We start from the raw sequence: 20,496 nt of genomic DNA on the forward strand, positions 1-20,496 counted from the left end.
CAACACCGTGATCAAGACCCTGAACCACCTCCCGCATCCCCATGAGGACGCGGCCGCCCTCGCCGGCCATTTCACCGATCTGGCGCCGCCACTCAACGACCGTCAGGCGCATCTGGAAGCCTCGCGCTGTCTGTATTGCTACGACGCGCCATGCGTGAATGCCTGTCCGAGCGACATCGACATTCCCTCGTTCATCCGCAATATCCATCAGGAAAACGTTCAGGGCGCCGCGCAGAAAATCCTCTCGGCGAACATCCTCGGCGGCAGTTGCGCCCGGGTCTGCCCCACGGAGATCCTGTGCCAGCAGGCCTGCGTGCGCAACAACGCCCAGGAATGCGCGCCGGTGCTGATCGGCCTGTTGCAACGCTATGCCGTGGACAACGCACACTTCAGCGAACACCCGTTCCAACGCGCCGCCGCAACCGGCAAGCGCATTGCTGTGGTCGGTGCCGGCCCGGCCGGTTTGTCCTGCGCGCACCGCAGCGCGATGCACGGCCACGACGTGGTGATTTTCGAGGCGCGGGAAAAGGCTGGGGGCCTCAACGAATACGGGATCGCCAAGTACAAACTGGTGGACGATTACGCGCAGAAGGAGCTTGAATTCCTGATGGGGATTGGCGGGATCGAGATTCGCCACGGGCAGAAACTCGGCGACAATCTGACCCTCAGTGAACTGCATCAGCAATTCGATGCGGTGTTCCTCGGTCTCGGCCTGGCCGCCAGCAAACAGCTGGGACTGGCCCACGAGGATGCCCCCGGCCTGCTCGCCGCGACCGATTACATCCGCGAACTGCGCCAGACCGATGACCTGACACAACTGCCGCTGGCCGAGCACTGCATTGTGCTCGGTGCCGGCAACACTGCCATCGACATGGCCGTGCAAATGGCTCGCCTCGGCGCTCGCGACGTGAATCTGGTGTACCGCCGTGGCGTCGAGGACATGGGCGCCACCGGTCACGAACAAGACATCGCCAAGGCCAATCAGGTGCGGCTGTTGACCTGGGCGCAACCGCAAGAAGTGCTGCTCGACGATAAGGGCAACGTGCGCGGCATGCGCTTCGCCTGCACCCGGTTGGAGGAAGGTCGCCTGCAAACCACTGGTGAAACCTTTGAACTGGCCGCCGACGCGATCTTCAAAGCCATCGGCCAGGCTTTCGACGGCAGCGCCCTCGCCGATCCGCTGGCCCGTGAACTCAAGCGTCAGGGCGACCGCATCCTCGTCGACGAACAGCTACGTACCAGCATTCCCGGCGTGTATGCCGGCGGCGATTGCACCAGCCTCGATCAGGACCTCACCGTGCAGGCCGTGCAGCACGGCAAGCTGGCCGCCGAGGCCATCAACGCTCAACTCATGCTCAACGTGGAGGCTGCGTAAATGGCCGATCTCTCGATTGTTTTCGCCGGCATCAAGGCCCCCAATCCGTTCTGGCTCGCTTCCGCGCCGCCGACCGACAAAGCCTACAACGTGGTTCGTGCGTTCGAGGCTGGCTGGGGTGGCGTGGTCTGGAAAACCCTGGGTGAGGACCCGGCGGCGGTCAACGTGTCGTCGCGTTACTCGGCGCACTTCGGGGCTAATCGAGAAGTGCTTGGTTTTAACAACATCGAACTGATCACCGACCGTTCACTGGAAATTAACCTGCGGGAAATCACCCAGGTCAAAAAGGACTGGCCGGACCGCGCGCTGATCGTGTCGCTGATGGTGCCTTGCGTCGAAGAGTCGTGGAAAAACATCCTGCCGCTGGTGGAAGCCACCGGGGCCGATGGCATTGAACTGAATTTCGGCTGCCCCCACGGCATGCCGGAACGAGGCATGGGCGCGGCGGTCGGCCAGGTGCCGGAATACGTCGAACAGGTCACTCGCTGGTGCAAGACGTATTGCTCGCTGCCGGTGATCGTCAAGCTCACGCCGAACATCACCGACATCCGCGTCGCCGCCCGTGCCGCTTACCGGGGCGGGGCTGATGCGGTGTCGCTGATCAACACCATCAACTCGATCACCAGCGTCAATCTGGAGCGCATGGTCGCCAATCCCGCCGTCGGCAGCCAAAGCACCCATGGTGGTTATTGCGGTTCGGCGGTGAAGCCGATTGCGCTGAACATGGTCGCCGAGATCGCCCGCGATCCGCAGACCCAGGGCTTGCCGATCTGTGGCATTGGCGGGATTGGCAGTTGGCGCGATGCGGCGGAATTCATTGCACTGGGCAGCGGCGCGGTTCAGGTGTGCACGGCGGCGATGCTGCATGGTTTCCGGATTGTCGAAGAGATGAAGGACGGTTTGTCACGCTGGATGGACAGTCAGGGCTACGCCAGCGTGTCAGAGTTTTCCGGGCGTGCGGTGGGCAATACCACGGACTGGAAGTACCTGGACATCAACTATCAGGTGATTGCGAAGATTGATCAGGAGGCGTGCATCGGTTGCGGTCGCTGCCACATCGCTTGCGAAGACACCTCGCACCAGGCGATTGCGAGCCTTAAACAGGCGGACGGGACGCATAAATATGAAGTGATCGATGATGAGTGCGTGGGGTGCAATCTGTGCCAGATCACGTGCCCGGTGCAGGATTGCATCGAGATGGTGCCGGTGGAGACCGGCAAGCCGTTTCTGGATTGGAACCATGATCCGAGGAATCCGTATCATGTTGCCCTTTAAGCCCTGCGGCGCCTGAACGGAAGCCATCGCGGGCAAGCCCGCTCCCACAGTGATTTATGTCGTACGCAAATTCTGTGTACACCGAGACCCCTGTGGAGGCGGGCTTACCCGCGATGAGGTCAGCCGCAACAACGAAGACCTCAAGGCTCCAACCCAATCCCACGCAATATCACACTCGTCACCGTCTGCACCGCCCGCTCGAACTGCATGTCCGACAGCGGCTGGTGATCGTTAAGAATATTCACCTGGTGATCAAAGTCGGCGTAATGCTGGGTCGAGGCCCAGATCATGTACAGCAGGCTGGAAGGCTCCACCGGCAGGATGCGTTTGTCCTCCACCCACTGGCGAATTTTCGCTTCTTTCATCTTGGCCCAGTCGTACAGGCTCGCATCCAGTTTCTCACCCAGTGTCGGCGCGCCGTGGATGATTTCGTTGGCCCAGACTTTCGAACCGTATGGCCGGCTGCGGGAATGGTTCATCTTGGCGCGGATGTAGCTGCTGAGCACCACTCGCGGGTCGTCGAACATCTCGAAGCACAGGGCATCCTGCTTCCAGACCTCCAGCAAACCCAGCAGCACCGCGCTGTATAGCTCGCTCTTAGTGCTGAAGTAGTAATGCAGGTTGGAGCGCGGCAGTTGCACTTCGGCGGCGATGTCGGCCATGGCGGTGCTGCCGAAACCTTTTTCGGCGAAGACTTTTTCGGCCCCCAGCAGAATTTTTTCGACGTTACTGCGACGAATCTCGATCTTGTGATTGCCCATGAGGGCTCCCTGACAACAGCGTTGGTCAAGACTAGCATCCGCTCTGGATCGGGGCGACAGGGGAAAACGAAACTTCGTACGGTGGTCTTGAGGCGGGTAAACTGGCCGCCTCTTTGAACCTGCCTCCGAGGTCTTCACGATGCTGCTCAAGAACGCCCTGACCACCACCGCCCTTCTCGGCTCGCTGCTCGCCGCCTCCTCGGTGTTTGCCCACGCGCACCTGAAAAGCCAGACCCCGGCGGCCGACAGCACCGTCAGCGCGCCGTCGGAACTGCGCCTGAAGTTTTCCGAAGGGGTTGAAGCGACGTTCACCAAAGTGACGATCAGCAAAGACGGCGCCGACATCCCGGTAAAAAGCCTCGCCACCGAAGGCAGCGACAAGAAAACCCTGATCGTCACCCCCGCCGCGCCGTTGGCCGCTGGCGATTACAAAGTCGAATGGCACGCCGTGTCGGCCGACACCCATAAAAGTGAAGGCGCCTACCGTTTCAAGGTCGGTCAGTAATTCATGACCGATGCGCTGGTGCTGTGCCGCTTTCTGCATTTCACCGTGGTGCTGATGCTGTTCGGAGCCTGGGTGTTCAGGCCTCTGCTGTTGGGCCGTGAAACCGTGTGGCTGGATCCGTCTCTGGCGCGAGTGACCCGCTGGCTTGCCGCTATAGCGTTAATCAGTGGCGTCGGCTGGTTGCTGCTGATCACCGCCAGTATGGCCGGCTCCGCGGATGCGGCATTCGATCCGGCGACGCTAGGCCTGGTGCTGAGCAATACCTTTTTCGGGCAGGTCTGGCGTTGGCATCTGCTGCTCAATCTGTTGCTCATGGCCCTGCTGCTGACGCCCTGGCGTTCCAGTACCCCTTGGCGCATCAGCCTTTCCAGCCTGCTGCTGGCGACGCTTGCCCCGGTCGGTCATGGCGCCATGCTCGATGGCCTGCAAGGCCAATTGCTGATCCTCAACCAGATTATTCACCTGGCCTGCGTCGGTGCGTGGCTTGGTGGCTTGATGTTGCTGGTGATGATCTTGCGCCAACCGGCCAATCATCCCTTGAGCGCGATATTGCAACGCTTCAGCGGGATCGGTTACGCCTTGGTGGCGGGACTGGTGATGACCGGGCTGATCAACGTGCGGGTATTGACCGGCATGTTCTGGCCGACGCCATTGCTGTCCGGGTTTGCGCTGATCCTGTTGATCAAGGTTGTGCTGGTGATCGGGATGCTGGGGTTGGCGCTGTTCAATTGGCTGCGGGTCAAGGATTGCCAGCAGCGCCTGGGACAGTTGCGTGCCAGCGTCATGCTGGAGTGGTTGCTGGGGATTGGCGCGGTGGCAGCGGTTTCGCTACTGGGCACCATGCCGCCAATGATTACCGCCTGAACACAAATCCAATGTGGGAGCCCTGTGGCGAGGGGGCTTGCCCCCGTTTGAGTGCGTAGCGCTCACAAGATTTTTGCTACAACAGACATTTTGGGGCTGCTTCGCAGCCCAACGGGGGCAAGCCCCCTCGCCACAGGTCGCTCCTACAAAGACCGTGTTAATCAGGGGTGATCGCGGCAGCGGTATCAATACTCACCACCACCGACATCCCCGGTCGCAACCGCTCGCTCTGTTCCTGATCGGCATCGACGGTGATCCGCACCGGCACCCGCTGGGCGATCTTGACGAAGTTGCCGGTGGCGTTGTCGGCCTGGAGCAAGCTGAACTCGGACCCTGTGGCCGGTGAAATCCGCTGTACCCGTCCGTGGAATTGACGATGGCTCAGCGCATCGACCGTGAAGCTCACCGGCTGGCCAACCCGCACGTTGTCCATCTGGGTTTCCTTCATGTTGGCGATTACCCACAGCTGATTCGGCACCAGCGCCATCAGCTGCGCCCCGGAGTTAACGTAGGCGCCGAGGCGCACGCCGATCTGCCCGAGTTGCCCATCGAGCGGCGCCACTACGCGGGTGTTCGACAGGTCGATCCGTGCCAGTTGCACCGCCGCTTCAGCGTTGGCCACCGCGGCTTCCAGGGAGCCGCGATTGACGATCACCGTTTGCAGATCCTGCCGGGAGATTTCCAGATTGGCCTGGGCCTGCGCCACGGCGGCAATGGTCTGCGCATTGGCGGCCAGGGTCACGTCCAGTTCGCGTTTCGACACCGAGCCATCGCTGACCAGCTCTTTGTTACGGCGCAAATCCGCTTCACTTTTGCGCAACTGTGCCTGGGCGTCGGCGACCGCGGCCTGACGCAACTTGATGGTCGCTTCGGCGCTGTTGCGTTGCTGCACCACGTTGGCCAGCGCGGCTTTCTCCACCGCCAATTGCGCCAGGGATTGATCGAGGCGCTGCTTGTAGATGCGGTCGTCGAGGCGCACCAGCAAATCCCCGGCCTTCACAAACTGAAAATCCTGCACCGGCACTTCGTACACGTAACCGCTGAGCTGCGGGCCGATGATCGTCACCTGGCCCCGCACCAGCGCGTTTTCCGTGGTCTCGACCGCGCTGCTGAACGGCGGCAGTTGCCAGGCGTATAACACGATCAGCACGCCGACGATGGCAATCGCCGCAAAGCCCAGGGACGAGATGATCCGCACCCGCAGCGAACGCGGTGCGGTGGCCGGCGAGGACGGCGGCGCCTGGTCTTCCGGGGTGGCGGCGATGGCGTTGGTGGTCGTGGTCGGTTCGGTCATGAAGAAGTGGCACCGCTGTTTTTTACGGTTGGAGTGGCAGGCGCCGGGGTGACGGTAGTGCTCATCAGCCACAGGGCGCGAATGGAAATCCAGATCATGGTCAGCACCGCGATCACGGCAATCAGCATGAACACATCGTTATAGGCTAGAACATTGGCCTCGCGGGTGGCCGCCGTGGCCAGGCTGCGAATGCCCTGCAGGTTGCGCAGGCTCGGGTCGGCGATCACCGAGCCGACCGCGTTGCCACCGCTCTGTACCCGCGCCGCCACTCGCGGATCGAGCAGGGTCAGCTGCTCGACGATGTGGCTGGAGTGAAACTTCTCGCGCACGATCTGGAACGTCCCAAGTAATGCCGCGCCGATCAACCCGCCGAGGTTCTGGCAGATACCGAACAGCACCGAGAAACTTACCAGGTTACGCGGGCTGGTCAGCACGTTGCGCATACCGTAAAGCATGGTCGGCCCGAGGAAAAACGTCCCGCCGAAGGCCAGCAGGAACTGGCTGAAATACAGGTTTTCCGGGCGGGTCAGGTTGTTCGAATAACTGTCCATCACCGAACCGACCGCCATCAGCGCGAGAGAGATGTTCAGCGGCATGATCAGGTGTTTGGGATCGATGGTCAGGGCGCTGGTGGCCAGCCCGGCGATACTGCCGATCAACATCACCACATACAGACTGTGCAGCTGCTGACTGCTCATGTTCAGCGCCTGCATGAACCCCACCGCGCCGGTGGATTGCTCCGACGTCACCATGCGAATCAGGATCACCGCCAGGGCCAGGCGAATCATCGCCCCGCTGCCGAGCCAGCGGGTCATCAGCATCGGGTTGCTGCGGTTGTGCTCGATGGCCAGGCCCGTGAGGATCAATACGATCGAGGCCGCCGAGGCCACGCCGATCCACTGCGCTTCGAGCCACCAGTCGATCCGCCCCAAGGACAGCACCGCGCAAAGCAAAGCCACGCCGCTGGCGAGGATGGCGAAGGTCAGGAAGTCGAGTTTTTCGAAGGTCTTGAAGCGATCACCCGGTGGCAGTTTCAGCAGGAATACGCAGCCCAGGGACAACAGCGCCATGCCCAGTTCGAACAGATACAAGCCGCGCCATTCGGCGATTTGCAGCAGGTCTTCGGAAAACAACCGCGCCATCGGCAACGCCAGTTGCGAGGTCCCGAGACCCAATACCAGCGCCTTCATCCGCCACTTCGCCGGGAAGGCCTGGATCATGTAATACAGACCCAGCGAAGTCAGTGCCGCGCCGACCATGCCGTGGGCCGCGCGCACGGCAATCGCCGAATTCAGGTCGTTGACGAACAAATGGCCGAAGGTCACCAGCGCATAGAGCATCAGGAACACTTCGGTGAACGCCCGCAAGCCGAACTGCTGACGAAACTTCACCAGCAGCAGGTTCATCGACACATTGGTCATCACATAGGCCGCCGGCAACCAGGCCATCTCGGCGGTGGTCGCCCCTAACGCGCCTTGCAGGTAAGGCAGGTTGGCGATCACCAGCGAGTTGCCGAGGCCACCGGTCAATGCCACCAGCAAACCCACCAGCGCGTAGGCCAGCCGCTTGGTGTTGGAGTGCAACGGCGTTGAAGGCGAACCGGGCAGGCTGGGGCGCTCATGAGGCTGCCAGTCGCGCGGGGTGTAGTGATCCATTCAATGGCCTTGTTTCGGAATAGTCGTCAGTTTGCCGGAAAATCTCAGCCGAAACACAAAACCCCTGTGGGAGCGAGCCTGCTCGCGATGACGGATTGTCAGCTGATTTCAATGTTGAATGTCAGACCGCTATCGCGAGCAGGCTCGCTCCCACAAGGTGGACGATGTGATCGTACAACTTGTGATTGACATTCCTGCAAAGCCTCGCAAATAATCGCCGCCAATGTTGTACGACGACGTATGACAAAAAATAAAAACAACAAAAGTCAGGGAGCGTTACTGTGAGCAGACTCGCCCGCAATTCCTTCACCAGCACCCCTCGCCCCACCTTCGCCCGTCGCCATACTCTCAGCCTGATCGGTTGCAGCAGCCTGGCCTTCGTCCTGCCCATGACCAGCCAGGCCGAAGGTTTCGTCGATGACGCCAAGGCCACGCTGAACCTGCGTAACGCCTACATCAATCGCAACTTCACCAACCCGAACAATGCCCAGGGCAAGGCTGAAGAGTGGACGCAAAACTTCATCCTCGACGCTAAATCCGGCTTCACCCAAGGCCCCATCGGTTTCGGCGTGGATGTGCTTGGTATGTACTCGCAGAAGCTCGACGGCGGTAAGGGCACGGGCGGCACACAATTGCTGCCGATCCATGATGACGGTCGCCCCGCGGACAATTTCGGTCGTCTGGGTGTGGCGCTGAAAGCCAAGGTCTCGAAAACCGAATTGAAGGTCGGCGAATGGATGCCGGTGCTGCCGATCCTGCGCTCCGATGATGGTCGTTCTCTGCCGCAAACCTTTCGCGGCGGCCAGGTCACCTCTACCGAGCTCAGCGGCCTGACGCTCTATGGCGGGCAGTTCCGCGGCAACAGCCCGCGTAATGATGCGAGCATGGAAGACATGTCGATGAACGGCAGAGGCGCGTTTACCTCCGACCGCTTCAACTTCGGCGGCGGCGAGTATGCGTTCAATGAAAAGCGTACGCAGGTCGGCGTCTGGTACGCGGAACTCAGCGACATTTATCAGCAGCAGTATTTCAACCTGAGCCACAGCCAGCCCATGGGCGATTGGACCCTGGGGGCCAACCTCGGTTACTTCATCGGCAAGGAAGATGGCAGCGCGCTGGCCGGCGACCTCGACAACAAAACCGCGTTCGCCCTGCTCTCGGCCAAATACGGCGGCAACACCTTCTATGTCGGCCTGCAAAAACTCACCGGCGACAACGCCTGGATGCGCGTCAACGGCACCAGCGGCGGCACGCTGGCCAACGACAGCTACAACGCCAGCTATGACAACGCCAAGGAACGCTCCTGGCAGGTGCGCCACGACTACAACTTCGTCGCCCTCGGCATCCCCGGCCTGACGCTGATGAACCGCTACATCAGCGGCGATAACGTGCACACCGGAGCGATCACCGACGGCAAGGAATGGGGCCGCGAATCGGAACTGGCCTACACCGTGCAAAGCGGCGCGCTGAAGAGCCTCAACGTCAAATGGCGCAACGCGACCATCCGCCGCGATTTCAGCACCAACGAATTTGATGAGAACCGCATCTTTATCAGCTACCCGATTTCGTTGTTGTAAGGCGCGAAGCCTGCGTTCAGATGTATCAGCTGTCGAGCTCGCGAGGCTGCGTTCGGCTGTAGCTGCTGTCGAGCTCGCGAGGCTGCGTTCGGCTGTAGCAGCTGTCGAGCTCGCGAGGCTGCGTTCGGCTGCGAAGCAGTCGCAAACCCTGAATGCACGGTGTGTCTGACGGACCGCAGTGCCTGATTTTACGGCTGCTGCGCAGCCGAACGCAGGCTTCGCCAGCTGCTACAAAAGAGTGTCGCGGTTGAAATTACTGAACTGACTGGCATTGGGGCTTGCTCTCTGGCCACAGGTTCAGTGCACTCATCGGATGAACATGACCCTCCGTCAATTTCAACCAAAGTCGCGTTGACAAGCACCGGAAAGCCTAACAATACTTCGACCAAGTCATACGACAACCTACAACAAACCCAACAACTACAATTTTCTGTTCAGGGATTTACATGACGACCACATCCCCATTCAATCGCCTGCTCCTGACCGGCGCCGCCGGTGGCCTCGGTAAAGTCCTGCGCGAACGCCTGCGACCTTACGCCAACGTACTCCGTCTGTCGGACATCGCCGACATGGCGCCAGCCATTGATGATCGCGAAGAAGTCGTGCCGTGCGACCTCGCCGACAAGCAAGCGGTGCATCAACTGGTCGAAGGCGTGGATGCGATCCTGCACTTCGGCGGCGTGTCGGTGGAGCGTCCGTTCGAAGAGATTCTCGGCGCCAATATCTGCGGCGTGTTCCATATCTACGAAGCGGCCCGTCGCCATGGCGTGAAACGGGTGATTTTCGCCAGTTCCAACCACGTCATCGGCTTTTACAAGCAGGACGAAACCCTCGACGCCCACTCCCCTCGCCGCCCGGACAGCTATTACGGCTTGTCCAAGTCCTACGGCGAAGACATGGCCAGTTTCTACTTCGATCGCTATGGCATCGAAACCGTCAGCATCCGCATCGGCTCCTCGTTCCCGGAACCACAGAACCGCCGAATGATGAGCACCTGGCTGAGCTTCGACGACATGACCCAACTGCTCGAACGCGCGTTGTACACCCCGAATGTCGGCCACACCGTGGTGTACGGCATGTCCGACAACAAGAGCATCTGGTGGGACAACCGATTCGCGGCGCACCTGGGTTATACGCCACAGGACACGTCCGAAGTCTTCCGCGAAAAAATCGAAGCCCAACCAATGCCCGCCGAGGATGATCCGGCCCGGGTTTATCAGGGTGGTGCCTTTGTCGCGGCCGGGCCGTTCGGCGACTGAGCCCTCGCCAATCCCCACATAACAAAGCCAAGGGAATGCGTTGCCATGCAAGCCGAATTGATTGTCGATGCCCGCAATGCGGTCGGTGAAAGCCCGGTGTGGGTCCCCGAGGAAAACGCCCTGTACTGGGTCGATATTCCGACCGGTGGATTACAGCGCTGGAATGCCGACAGCGGACACGTTCACGCCTGGAAAGCCCCGCAAATGCTCGCCTGCATCGCTCGTCACAGTGCGGGTGGCTGGGTCGCCGGCATGGAAAGCGGATTCTTTCACCTGCACCCGCACAACGATGGCAGCCTCGACAGCGAACTGCTGGCCCACGTCGATCACGCCCGCCCCGACATGCGCCTGAACGATGGCCGCTGTGATCGCCAGGGCCGTTTCTGGGCCGGCAGCATGGTGTTGAACATGGGCGCCAACGCCGCCGACGGCACGCTCTATCGCTACAGTGCCGGACAACCCGGGCCGCTCGAAGCCCGACTCAGCGGTTTCATCGTGCCCAACGGCCTGGGCTTCAGCCCGGACGGCAAGACCATATACCTCTCGGATTCACACCCGAATGTGCAGCAGATTTGGGCTTTCGATTACGACATCGACAGCGGCACGCCGTCCAACCGTCGGCTGTTCGTCGACATGCATCACTTCCTTGGCCGCCCCGATGGCGCAGCAGTGGATGCCGAAGGTTGTTATTGGATCTGCGCCAACGACGCCGGGTTGATTCACCGTTTCACCCCCGATGGCCGACTGGATCGTTCCCTCCCCGTGCCGGTGAAGAAACCGACCATGTGCGCCTTCGGTGGCAGCCAGCTCGACACCCTGTTTGTGACCTCGATCCGCCCCGCTGACGACCATGACGAACAGTCGCTGGCCGGCGGCGTGTTCGCCCTCAACCCCGGCGTCAAAGGCTTGCCGGAACCCGTGTTCAACGAATTGCTTTAACCCCCTCCGCTGCATCGCTGTGCCTTGAATAAAAAAAACAACAAGACTGGAGACACAACCCATGGACTTCAAACGCACCTTGCTCGCCGCCGCACTTCCCATCACTGCAGCACTCACCTTCACCCTCAGCAGCGCCGCCCAGGCACTGGAAATCAAATTCGCCGACATCCACCCCGCCGGTTACCCGACCGTGGTCGCCGAGGAACAACTGGGTAAAACCCTGGTGACCGACAGCAACGGCAAGCTGACTTTCAAGATGTTTGCCGGCGGTGTGCTCGGTTCGGAAAAAGAGGTCATCGAACAGGCTCAGGTCGGCGCTATTCAGATGGCTCGGGTCAGCCTCGGCATCGTCGGGCCGGTAGTGCCGGACGTGAACGTGTTCAACATGCCGTTCGTGTTCCGCGACCAGGCGCACATGCGCAAAGTCATCGACGGTGAGGTCGGCGATGAGATCCTCGACAAGATCACCAACTCCGAATTCAACCTGGTCGCCCTGGCCTGGATGGACGGCGGCACGCGCAATATCTACACCAAAAAACCGGTACGCAGCCTCGCCGACCTCAAAGGCATGAAGATCCGCGTGCAGGGCAATCCGATGTTCATCGACACCATCAACGCCATGGGCGGCAACGGCATTGCCATGGACACCGGCGAGATCTTCAGTGCGTTGCAGACCGGGGTGATCGACGGCGCGGAAAACAACCCGCCAACCCTGCTCGAACACAACCACTACCAAAACGCCAAGTTCTACAGCCTGACCGGGCACCTGATCCTGCCCGAGCCGATCGTGATGTCGAAAATCACTTGGGAAAAACTCAGCCCCGACCAGCAAGTGCTGGTGAAAAAAGCCGCCAAAGCCGCACAGGCCCAGGAGCGCACGCTGTGGGATGCGAAGTCGGCCAGCAGTGAAGAAAAACTCAAGGCTGCCGGCGTCGAGTTCATCACCGTCGACAAAAAACCTTTCTATGAAGCCACGGCTTCGGTCCGGGAAAAATACGGCGCGCCTTACGCCGATCTGATCAAGCGCATCGAAGCCGTTCAGTAACCCTCCCTGCATTCATGAAAGGCCCGGCACCGTTGACGAGTGGATCGTCAGCGGCGCCCGGTTACGGTGAAACCCGATGAAGAATCTGCTGCTGCGCATCAACGACAGGATTTACATGACCTGCATCTGGGTCGCCGGCCTGTCGGTCCTGACCATTGCCCTGATCATTCCCTGGGGCGTCTTCGCCCGTTACGTCCTCGGCACCGGTTCAAGCTGGCCCGAGCCCACCGCGATTTTGCTGATGATGGTCTTCACCTTCATCGGCGCCGCCGCCAGTTATCGCGCCGGTGCGCACATGGCCGTGGCCATGCTCACCGACCGCATGCCCCCCGAACTGCGCAAGACCATGAGCATCGTTTCGCAGCTGCTGATGGCGACCATTTGCCTGTTCATGGCCATCTGGGGCACCAAGCTCTGTATGTCCACCTGGAACCAGTTCATGAGCTCTCTGCCCACTCTGCGCGTGGGCATCACCTACATGCCGATTCCCGTGGGCGGTGTGCTGACGCTGATTTTCGTGCTGGAAAAACTCTTGCTCGGTGACCAGAGCAACCGTCGGGTCGTGCGTTTCGACCTGGTTGAAGAAAGCGAAGGTGCCGCATAAATGGACGCTCTGATTCTGCTCGGCAGTTTTATCGCTTTGATCCTGATCGGCATGCCGGTCGCCTACGCCTTGGGGCTTTCTGCCCTGATCGGTGCGTGGTGGATCGACATCCCGTTCCAGGCGCTGATGATTCAGGTCGCCGGTGGCGTTAACAAATTCTCGTTGCTGGCGATCCCGTTCTTCGTACTCGCAGGGGCGATCATGGCCGAGGGCGGCATGTCCCGCAGACTGGTGGCTTTTGCCGGAGTGTTGGTGGGGTTCGTGCGCGGCGGGTTGTCGCTGGTGAACATCATGGCCTCGACCTTCTTCGGCGCGATTTCCGGCTCTTCGGTGGCGGACACGGCGTCGGTCGGTTCGGTGCTGATTCCGGAAATGGAGCGTCGCGGCTACCCGCGGGATTTCTCCACCGCAGTGACGGTCAGCGGTTCGGTGCAAGCCCTGCTGACGCCACCCAGCCATAACTCAGTGCTCTACTCGCTGGCCGCTGGCGGGACCGTTTCGATTGCTTCGCTGTTCATGGCCGGCGTAGTGCCGGGCCTGCTGATGAGCGCGTGCCTGATGGTGCTGTGCCTGATCTTCGCCAGAAAGCGCAACTACCCCAAGGGCGAAGTCATTCCGCTCAAGGAGGCACTGAAAATCTGCGGTGAAGCGATGTGGGGCATGATGGCGATGGTCATCATTCTCGGCGGCATTCTCTCGGGCATCTTCACCGCCACCGAATCGGCGGCGATCGCGGTGTTGTGGTCGTTCTTCGTCACCATGTTCATTTACCGCGACTACAAGTGGAGTGAGCTGCCCAAGTTGATGCACCGCACGGTGCGCACTATCTCGATCGTGATGATCCTGATCGGCTTCGCCGCCAGCTTCGGCTACATCATGACGCTGATGCAGATCCCGGCGAAGATCACCACGATGTTCCTGACCCTGTCGGACAACCGTTACGTGATCCTGATGTGCATCAACGTGATGCTGCTATTACTCGGCACGGTGATGGACATGGCGCCGCTGATCCTTATTCTCACGCCGATCCTGATGCCGGTGATTCTGGGCATTGGCGTGGACCCGGTGCAGTTCGGCATGATCATGCTGGTGAACCTGGGGATCGGATTGATCACACCGCCGGTGGGCGCGGTACTGTTTGTCGGCTCGGCGGTGGGCAAGGTCAGTATCGAAAGCACGGTGAAAGCGCTGCTGCCGTTCTACGGCGTGCTGTTCCTGGTGCTGATGGCCGTGACTTACATTCCCGCCATTTCACTGTGGTTGCCGCATTTGGTGTTGTGACCTCAAAAGATCGCAGCCTTCGGCAGCTCCTACAGGATTTGTGTTCGTCCGATATTTCACGGGTGTGCGCGATTCCAATGTAGGAGCTGCCGCAGGCTGCGATCTTTTCAACCATTCAACGCAGGGCGAAAATCATGACCCTCAACACCCTCGAACTCGAAGACGAACTCACCCGCCTCACCCTCGCCCCCGAACTCGGTGCGAGCATCGTCAACTGGACGGTACGCAGCACCGGCCAACCGCTGTTGCGCCACAGTGACCAACACGCCTTGAACACCGGCCTGCCCCGCAAACTCGCCTGCTATCCCCTGGCGCCATGGTCGAACCGAATCTCGGAGGGTGGTTTCGACTGCCCCGACGGCTGGCTCACGCTGACGCCCAACAGCCTCACCGATCCCCTGCCGATTCATGGCAGTGCCTGGCAACAGCCGTGGCAGATCGTCTCGCATACCCGCGATGAAATCGTCCTGCAACTCGACAGCACCACGCCCTTCGCTTATCGCGCAAGGCAACGTTTTCATCTGAGCGAGGGCAAGCTGAACATTAATTTGCAGGTCACCCATCTGGCCGAACACGCCGCCTGGCATGGGCTCGGTTTGCATCCCTACTTCCCGCGCGCTGCAGGCACTCGGTTGCAGACGCAGGCGCGACAGGTCTGGTTGTGCGACAGCACAAAACTGCCAACACAACTCACTTCGATACCCAAGGATTGGGACTTCAGCCAGCCCCGGGCATTACCCGAAACACTGGTGGACAACGGCTTTTGCGAATGGGACGGCCACTGCCTGATCCAGCAACCCGAGCTGGGTTATGAACTGGAGTGCCAGGCCACCGGCAGCGACTACTACCTGCTCTACTGCCCCGTAGGCCTGGAATTTTTCTGCATCGAACCGGTAAGCCATCCGGTCAACGCCCATCACTTGCCGGGTCGGCCAGGGTTGCGTTTGCTGGAACAAGGCCAATCTGCCGAACTCGGTTTCAGCCTGCGCTATCGCTACGCCAACAGCTGAGTCAGCACCGCGCGCAACTTGCCGGGCTTCACTGGTTTGTTCAGCAGCGGCGCGTCGAGGCGCTGCAATGAGCGCCGGCACTGGTCGGTGCGGTCGGCGGTGATGATCACCGCCGGAATCGCCTGGCTGAAATGCTCGCGCAAATGCCGGACCACCTCACAACCCACCACCCCGTGGTCCAGGTGATAGTCCGCCAGAATCAGTTCCGGCGCCTGCCCCTGCAAAGCCACCAGCGCGGTGGCCTCGTCGGTGGCGGTGACCACTTCGCAGCCCCACTGCCCGAGTAGCGCGCTCATGCTTTCAAGAATGCTGACTTCGTTGTCCAGCACCAACAGACGCCGGCCCGGCAACGGGTTGCCGGTGCTCGGTTGCGGTGCGGCCAGACTGATCGGCAGTGGAATCTCATGGGAAATCGGTACTTCGATGCTGAACATCGAACCGCGCCCCGGCAGCGAATGAACCTGAATCCTGTAGTCGAGGATCTTGGCGATGCGTTCGACAATCGCCAGTCCCAGACCCACGCCCTTGCGATCGGCGGCGCGCCCGACGTCCAGTTGGTTGAACTCGAGGAAGATCGAGTCAAGACGATCCGCCGGAATCCCGCGCCCGGTGTCCCAGACTTCGATACGCAGCGCATCGCCCCGGCGTCTTGCCCCCAGCAGAATGCAGCCCTCGTCGGTGTAGCGGCAGGCATTGCTGAGGAAGTTGCGCAGGATTCGGGTCATCAGGCGCAAGTCGGTATGAATGGCGTAATCGCCCATGTGCACCCGCAGGTTCAACCCGGCTGCCGCGGCCACCGACTGAAACTCCGAGACCAGTGGCGCGAACAATTCGTCGAGGCGGTACAGGGCAATGTCCGGCTTCACAGCGGCCTGATCGAGCCGGGAAATATCCAGCAGATCGGTGAGCAAGTCTTCGGCCCCTTCCAGCGCCTGATGCGTGCGCTCCACCAGCACCTGCTCGACGTCGGGCAGTTTGCGCTCGCGCAAGGTCGAGATCAGCAAACGCGCGGCGTTGAGCGGCTGCAACAGGTCGTGGCTGGCGGCGGCGAGGTATTTGTCCTTGCTGCGATTGGCGGCTTCGGCAGCATCACGGGCATCGCGCAAGGCTTCTGCGATCTGTTTGCGCTGGGTGATCTGCTGTTGCAGATTGCGGTTGGCGTCCAGTAACTCGTTGGTGCGCGCGGTGACCCGCTGCTCCAGTTGGTCATTGAGTTGTTGCAGGCGTTGCTGAGCGAGTTTTCGTTCGGTGATATCGGCGACAAAGCCCTCCACCAAACCTTCCTGATCCGGTTTGAGCAGCAAGTTCATCAGTACGTCGAGGACGCTGCCGTCCTTGCGCCGCAGCTGAGTTTCATAGCCCAGCAGGCTGCGCTCGCGCTGGAGGATTTCGCCGATGCTTTCCAGCTCTTGCGCCCCGCCGACGAACAGCGTATCCGCCAGGTCCGTCAGAGAAAACAGCACCTCCTGCGGGTCCTGATAGCCAAGCATCCGCGCCAATGCCGGATTGGCGGCGCGCATGCCTTCCAGCAGGCTGGCCTGGAAGATCCCGTGTACCGCGTTTTCGAACAGCCATTTGTAGCGGTTGCGTTCGGTTTCCAGTTCATCCAGGCGCGCAGCCAGTTCCGGGTAATGACTCTTGCGCGCCGAGTGGTTGCCTAAGCCGAGTAACCCGGCCAGCGCCCGTTGTTGCTCGTCAGAGGGCTTCGCCATAGACGACCTCGACGTCGCGCTGACTGGATTCGCGCGGGTTGGTAAGGATGCACGGGTCGTGCATGGCGTGTTGCGACAGGAACGGAATGTCCGCCGTACTCACCCCGTGCAGGCCCAGGGTTTCGTGGAAGCCGATGGCGTGTTTGAGGGCGATCAAGTGTTCGACCAGCCGCCCGCAAATCTGCCGGTGATTGAGGCCACGGCAATCAATACCGAACGTCTCGGCGATCACCTTGAAGCGCTCCGGCGCCGAGCTGTAGTTGAACGCCACCACGTGTTCCACCAGCACCGCATTGCACAGGCCATGGGGCAGATCGAGGAAGCCGCCGAGGCTGTGGGACATGGCGTGCACCGCGCCAAGAATCGCGTTGGAGAACGCCAGCCCGGCCTGCATGCTGCCGAGCATGATTTTTTCCCGCAGGGCGATGTCGCTCGGGTTGGCGATCATTTGCACCAGATTGCCGTTGATCAGCCGCATCGCCTCCAGCGCATGAGGGTCGGTGAGCGGCCCGTGACCGGTGGAGACGAAGGCTTCGATGGCATGGACCAACGCGTCGATGCCGGTACAGGCCGACAGAAACGGATCCATGCTCAGCGTGGTTTCCGGATCGATCAGCGACACGTCGGGCACCGCAGCCTTGCTGACGATGGAGAATTTCATGCGTTCTTGCTGATTGGAGATGATCACGAACTGCGACACGTCGGCCGAAGTGCCGGCGGTGGTCGGGATCAGGATCAGCGGCGGGCTGGGCATGCGCAACATGTCCACGCCCTCGAATTCGAGGATGTTGCGTCCGTGGGCGACGACGATGCCGATGCCTTTGCCGCAGTCCATCGGGCTGCCGCCGCCGATCGCCACGATCACATCGCAGTGATTCTCCCGGTACAGCTCGGCGCCGAGCATGACCTCTTCGATCCGCGGGTTGGGCGAAACGTCGCTATATAGAAAGTAATCGATGCCCTGGGCTTGCAGGCTGGCCTCGACATCTGCGACCCAACCGGCGGCAATCACACCGGGGTCGCTGACCACCAGCACCTTGCGGGCACCGAAGGTCTTGGCGTAGTTGCCGACGTTATGCCGACAGCCGGCACCGAAGATGATTTCAGGCGAAACGAATTTACGCAGCTGGCTGAGATTCTGGCTCATTGGAAAGCCTGTTTTTATTGTTTTGGAAGGTAAAGTCCACACTAAAGCATCCGGCTGCGAATGCAATCAGACCAATGGATAGCGAGCCAGCCCAGGGGTGCACTCCGATTTCAGATTCACTGAAAATCCCTGTGGGAGCGGGCTTATGTGGCGAGGGGGCTTGCCCCCGTTGGGTCGCGGAGCGGCCCCAAAATCAGAAGCTCCGGGACTGCTACGCAGTCCAACGGGGGCAAGCCCCCTCGCCACATAAGCCCGCTCCCACAGGGTTCTGTGTTCACAACTCATCCGCTATAGATCAGCCGCGAAGCCTTTTCATTACGCAAGGTCAGGTGCTCCATGCCCTGCCCCGGCGCGTCGGCTTCATCCCGGGCCTTGAGAATAACGTCGTGGTGCGGCGATTTGCTGCACACCGGGTCGGCGTTGCTCGCGTCACCCGTAAGCATGAACGCCTGGCAACGGCAGCCGCCGAGGTCATTGTGCTTTTCATCGCAGGAACGGCACGGCTCTTTCATCCAGTCATCGCCGCGAAAACGGTTGAAGCCGAACGAGTCGTTCCAAATGTGCGCGATGCTGTGCTCGCGCACGTTGGGAAACTGCACCGGCAACTGGCGGGCGCTATGACAAGGCAATGCCGTGCCGTCCGGGGTGATGTCGAGAAACAGGTTGGCCCAGCCATTCATGCAGGTTTTTGGGCGTTCTTCGTAGTAATCCGGGGTCACGAAGATCAGCTTGCACGGATGGCCCTCGGCCTCAAGCCGCTGGCGGTATTCATTGGTGATGCGCTCGGCGCGCTGCAACTGTTCGCGGGTCGGCAGCAGGCCGACGCGGTTGAGTTCAGCCCAACCGTAGAACTGGCACGTCGCCAACTCGACGAAATCCGCTTCCAGCTCCAGGCACAGTTCGATGATCTGCGCGATCTGGTCGATGTTGTGCCGATGGGTGACGAAGTTCAGCACCATCGGGTAGCCCTGGGCTTTCACCGCCCGGGCCATGGCCAGTTTCTGGGCGAAGGCCTTGCGCGAGCCGGCGAGCAGATTGTTCACCTCTTCATCGGCGGCCTGAAAACTGATCTGGATATGGTCCAGCCCGGCGATCTTGAAGTCGCGGACCTTCTGTTCGGTCAAGCCGATGCCCGAGGTGATCAGGTTAGTGTAGTAACCCATGTCCCGCGCGGCCTTGATCAGCTCGGCCAGGTCCTGGCGCACCAACGGCTCGCCACCGGAAAAACCCAGTTGCGCAGCGCCCATCTCCCGCGCTTCGCGGAACACCCGAATCCATTCTTCTGTGCTCAACTCCTCACCCTGTTGGGCGAAGTCCAGCGGGTTGGAGCAATACGGGCATTGCAGCGGGCAACGATAGGTCAGCTCCGCCAACAACCACAGCGGTGGGCCGGGTTGCTGTTCGATCAGGCTCACAGGGTGATCCCCCGGTGCCAGACCTGCTCGGTGGTGACGGTGTGGTACGGCGGGCGATCCAGCTCATAAGCCATGCTCATCGCGTCGAGCATGCTCCACAATACATCGAGTTTGAACTGCAGAATCTCCAGCATGCGTTGCTGGCCTTCGACCGTGACGTAGTGCGCCAGGGTGATGCGCAAACCATGCTCGACATCGCGCCGCGCCTGGCTCAGCCGCGTACGGAAATAGTCGTAACCGGCCGGATCGATCCATGGGTAATGGGTGGGCCAGGCGTCGAGCCGGGACTGGTGGATTTGTGGCGCGAACAGTTCGGTCAGGGAACTGCTGGCCGCTTCTTGCCAGCGAGCGCGACGGGCAAAATTGACGTAGGCGTCCACGGCGAAACGTACGCCCGGCAGCACCAGCTCTTGCGAGAGGATTTGTTCGCGATCCAGCCCCACTGCTTCGCCCAATCGTAGCCACGCTTCGATGCCGCCTTCACTGCCGGGGACGCCGTCATGGTCGAGGATCCGTTGCAGCCATTCCCGGCGCACGTCGCGATCCGGGCAATTGGCAAGGATAGCGGCATCCTTGAGCGGGATGTTCACCTGGTAATAGAAGCGATTGGCGACCCAGCCCTGAATCTGCTCGCGGGTGGCGCGCCCGGCGTACATGGCTTGGTGGAACGGGTGGTGGATGTGGTAATAGGCACCCTTGGCGCGCAGGGCTGCTTCGAATTCGGCGGGGGTCATGGGAGTGTCAGTCATTGCGGTTCTCCGGGGAATAACCGTTGGGT

Annotated in this window: 18 protein-coding genes; 11 read left to right on the forward strand and 7 right to left on the reverse strand. The window is 60.8% G+C overall.

All coding sequences use genetic code 11. The features are described 5' to 3' along the window. Positions 1–7: 7 nt before the first annotated feature. Together KGB18_RS24705 and preA are read left to right on the forward strand one after the other, a co-directional pair. Positions 8–1,375, forward strand: a complete 1,368-nt coding sequence (locus KGB18_RS24705) for an NAD(P)-dependent oxidoreductase (RefSeq protein WP_123719227.1) — start codon at positions 8–10, stop codon at positions 1,373–1,375. Beyond that, complete coding sequence (gene preA, locus KGB18_RS24710) at positions 1,376–2,650, forward strand: NAD-dependent dihydropyrimidine dehydrogenase subunit PreA (protein ID WP_223570642.1); 1,275 nt, start codon at positions 1,376–1,378, stop codon at positions 2,648–2,650. Positions 2,651–2,790: 140 nt separating this feature from the next. Here preA and KGB18_RS24715 read toward each other — a convergent pair whose 3' ends face one another. After that, a complete protein-coding gene (locus tag KGB18_RS24715) occupies positions 2,791–3,411 on the reverse strand; it encodes a TetR/AcrR family transcriptional regulator (protein WP_007899508.1) in 621 nt (206 codons plus the stop codon). A gap of 139 nt (positions 3,412–3,550) precedes the next feature. Here KGB18_RS24715 and copC point away from each other — a divergent pair, with 139 nt between their 5' ends. After that, positions 3,551–3,916, forward strand: a complete 366-nt coding sequence (gene copC, locus KGB18_RS24720) for a copper homeostasis periplasmic binding protein CopC (RefSeq protein WP_201060259.1) — start codon at positions 3,551–3,553, stop codon at positions 3,914–3,916. A gap of 3 nt (positions 3,917–3,919) precedes the next feature. Then, the gene (gene copD / locus KGB18_RS24725) at positions 3,920–4,780 is read left to right on the forward strand and encodes a copper homeostasis membrane protein CopD (RefSeq protein ID WP_223570643.1); all 861 of its coding nucleotides are present in this window, start codon (positions 3,920–3,922) and stop codon (positions 4,778–4,780) included. A 157-nt stretch (positions 4,781–4,937) separates the two neighbouring features. On the opposite strand, the gene KGB18_RS24730 is transcribed toward copD, so the two are convergent. Continuing rightward, positions 4,938–6,074, reverse strand: coding sequence for an HlyD family secretion protein (locus KGB18_RS24730; RefSeq protein ID WP_223570644.1), 1,137 nt, complete (start codon positions 6,072–6,074; stop codon positions 4,938–4,940). Next, positions 6,071–7,729 carry an MFS transporter gene (locus KGB18_RS24735; protein ID WP_123719208.1) on the reverse strand — a complete coding sequence of 553 codons (1,659 nt, stop codon included), beginning with the start codon at positions 7,727–7,729 and terminating at the stop codon, positions 6,071–6,073. Before KGB18_RS24735 ends, KGB18_RS24730 begins: the two co-directional genes overlap by 4 nt. Positions 7,730–8,010: 281 nt before the next feature. Here KGB18_RS24735 and KGB18_RS24740 point away from each other — a divergent pair, with 281 nt between their 5' ends. From KGB18_RS24740 to KGB18_RS24770, 7 genes are all read left to right on the forward strand, one after another. Beyond that, positions 8,011–9,306 (forward strand): OprD family porin, encoded by a 1,296-nt coding sequence (locus KGB18_RS24740; protein WP_123719207.1) that lies wholly within the window; start codon positions 8,011–8,013, stop codon positions 9,304–9,306. A 446-nt stretch (positions 9,307–9,752) separates the two neighbouring features. Then, a complete protein-coding gene (locus tag KGB18_RS24745) occupies positions 9,753–10,565 on the forward strand; it encodes an NAD-dependent epimerase/dehydratase family protein (RefSeq protein WP_201060254.1) in 813 nt (270 codons plus the stop codon). Between the two features lie 45 nt (positions 10,566–10,610). Beyond that, positions 10,611–11,504 carry an SMP-30/gluconolactonase/LRE family protein gene (locus tag KGB18_RS24750; protein WP_123719205.1) on the forward strand — a complete coding sequence of 298 codons (894 nt, stop codon included), beginning with the start codon at positions 10,611–10,613 and terminating at the stop codon, positions 11,502–11,504. A 61-nt stretch (positions 11,505–11,565) separates the two neighbouring features. Then, positions 11,566–12,549, forward strand: coding sequence for a TRAP transporter substrate-binding protein (locus KGB18_RS24755; protein WP_201060253.1), 984 nt, complete (start codon positions 11,566–11,568; stop codon positions 12,547–12,549). A 76-nt stretch (positions 12,550–12,625) separates the two neighbouring features. Continuing rightward, a complete protein-coding gene (locus KGB18_RS24760; RefSeq protein ID WP_123719203.1) occupies positions 12,626–13,153 on the forward strand; it encodes a TRAP transporter small permease in 528 nt (175 codons plus the stop codon). Further along, positions 13,154–14,434, forward strand: coding sequence for a TRAP transporter large permease (locus tag KGB18_RS24765; protein WP_123359740.1), 1,281 nt, complete (start codon positions 13,154–13,156; stop codon positions 14,432–14,434). Between the two features lie 134 nt (positions 14,435–14,568). After that, a complete protein-coding gene (locus KGB18_RS24770) occupies positions 14,569–15,444 on the forward strand; it encodes an aldose 1-epimerase (protein WP_223570645.1) in 876 nt (291 codons plus the stop codon). Here the strand turns inward: KGB18_RS24770 and KGB18_RS24775 are convergent. The 4 genes from KGB18_RS24775 to pqqC all read right to left on the reverse strand — a co-directional run bounded on the left by KGB18_RS24775 (position 15,429) and on the right by pqqC (position 20,467). Continuing rightward, a complete protein-coding gene (locus KGB18_RS24775) occupies positions 15,429–17,156 on the reverse strand; it encodes a NahK/ErcS family hybrid sensor histidine kinase/response regulator (RefSeq protein ID WP_123719201.1) in 1,728 nt (575 codons plus the stop codon). The genes KGB18_RS24770 and KGB18_RS24775 overlap by 16 nt on opposite strands. After that, complete coding sequence (ercA, locus tag KGB18_RS24780; RefSeq protein WP_038984176.1) at positions 17,140–18,303, reverse strand: alcohol dehydrogenase-like regulatory protein ErcA; 1,164 nt, start codon at positions 18,301–18,303, stop codon at positions 17,140–17,142. The genes KGB18_RS24775 and ercA overlap by 17 nt, the downstream gene beginning before the upstream one ends. A gap of 281 nt (positions 18,304–18,584) precedes the next feature. Further along, positions 18,585–19,718, reverse strand: coding sequence for a pyrroloquinoline quinone biosynthesis protein PqqE (gene pqqE / locus KGB18_RS24785; RefSeq protein WP_223570646.1), 1,134 nt, complete (start codon positions 19,716–19,718; stop codon positions 18,585–18,587). Further along, positions 19,715–20,467, reverse strand: a complete 753-nt coding sequence (gene pqqC / locus KGB18_RS24790; RefSeq protein ID WP_123719199.1) for a pyrroloquinoline-quinone synthase PqqC — start codon at positions 20,465–20,467, stop codon at positions 19,715–19,717. The genes pqqE and pqqC overlap by 4 nt, the downstream gene beginning before the upstream one ends. Positions 20,468–20,496 lie beyond the last annotated feature (29 nt).

Origin of the sequence: Pseudomonas sp. BF-R-26 (genome assembly GCF_019947395.1) — a bacterium.
Lineage (GTDB): Bacteria > Pseudomonadota > Gammaproteobacteria > Pseudomonadales > Pseudomonadaceae > Aquipseudomonas > Aquipseudomonas farris.

What these genes read in the sequence shown, in the direction of transcription:
- preA (WP_223570642.1), top strand. Translation starts at nt 1,376, where the DNA reads ATGGCCGATCTCTCGATTGTTTTCGCCGGCATCAAGGCCCCCAATCCG.
- KGB18_RS24715 (WP_007899508.1), bottom strand. Translation starts at nt 3,411, where the DNA reads ATGGGCAATCACAAGATCGAGATTCGTCGCAGTAACGTCGAAAAAATT.
- copC (WP_201060259.1), top strand. Translation starts at nt 3,551, where the DNA reads ATGCTGCTCAAGAACGCCCTGACCACCACCGCCCTTCTCGGCTCGCTG.
- copD (WP_223570643.1), top strand. Translation starts at nt 3,920, where the DNA reads ATGACCGATGCGCTGGTGCTGTGCCGCTTTCTGCATTTCACCGTGGTG.
- KGB18_RS24730 (WP_223570644.1), bottom strand. Translation starts at nt 6,074, where the DNA reads ATGACCGAACCGACCACGACCACCAACGCCATCGCCGCCACCCCGGAA.
- KGB18_RS24735 (WP_123719208.1), bottom strand. Translation starts at nt 7,729, where the DNA reads ATGGATCACTACACCCCGCGCGACTGGCAGCCTCATGAGCGCCCCAGC.
- KGB18_RS24745 (WP_201060254.1), top strand. Translation starts at nt 9,753, where the DNA reads ATGACGACCACATCCCCATTCAATCGCCTGCTCCTGACCGGCGCCGCC.
- KGB18_RS24750 (WP_123719205.1), top strand. Translation starts at nt 10,611, where the DNA reads ATGCAAGCCGAATTGATTGTCGATGCCCGCAATGCGGTCGGTGAAAGC.
- KGB18_RS24755 (WP_201060253.1), top strand. Translation starts at nt 11,566, where the DNA reads ATGGACTTCAAACGCACCTTGCTCGCCGCCGCACTTCCCATCACTGCA.
- KGB18_RS24760 (WP_123719203.1), top strand. Translation starts at nt 12,626, where the DNA reads ATGAAGAATCTGCTGCTGCGCATCAACGACAGGATTTACATGACCTGC.
- KGB18_RS24765 (WP_123359740.1), top strand. Translation starts at nt 13,154, where the DNA reads ATGGACGCTCTGATTCTGCTCGGCAGTTTTATCGCTTTGATCCTGATC.
- KGB18_RS24770 (WP_223570645.1), top strand. Translation starts at nt 14,569, where the DNA reads ATGACCCTCAACACCCTCGAACTCGAAGACGAACTCACCCGCCTCACC.
- KGB18_RS24775 (WP_123719201.1), bottom strand. Translation starts at nt 17,156, where the DNA reads ATGGCGAAGCCCTCTGACGAGCAACAACGGGCGCTGGCCGGGTTACTC.
- ercA (WP_038984176.1), bottom strand. Translation starts at nt 18,303, where the DNA reads ATGAGCCAGAATCTCAGCCAGCTGCGTAAATTCGTTTCGCCTGAAATC.
- pqqC (WP_123719199.1), bottom strand. Translation starts at nt 20,467, where the DNA reads ATGACTGACACTCCCATGACCCCCGCCGAATTCGAAGCAGCCCTGCGC.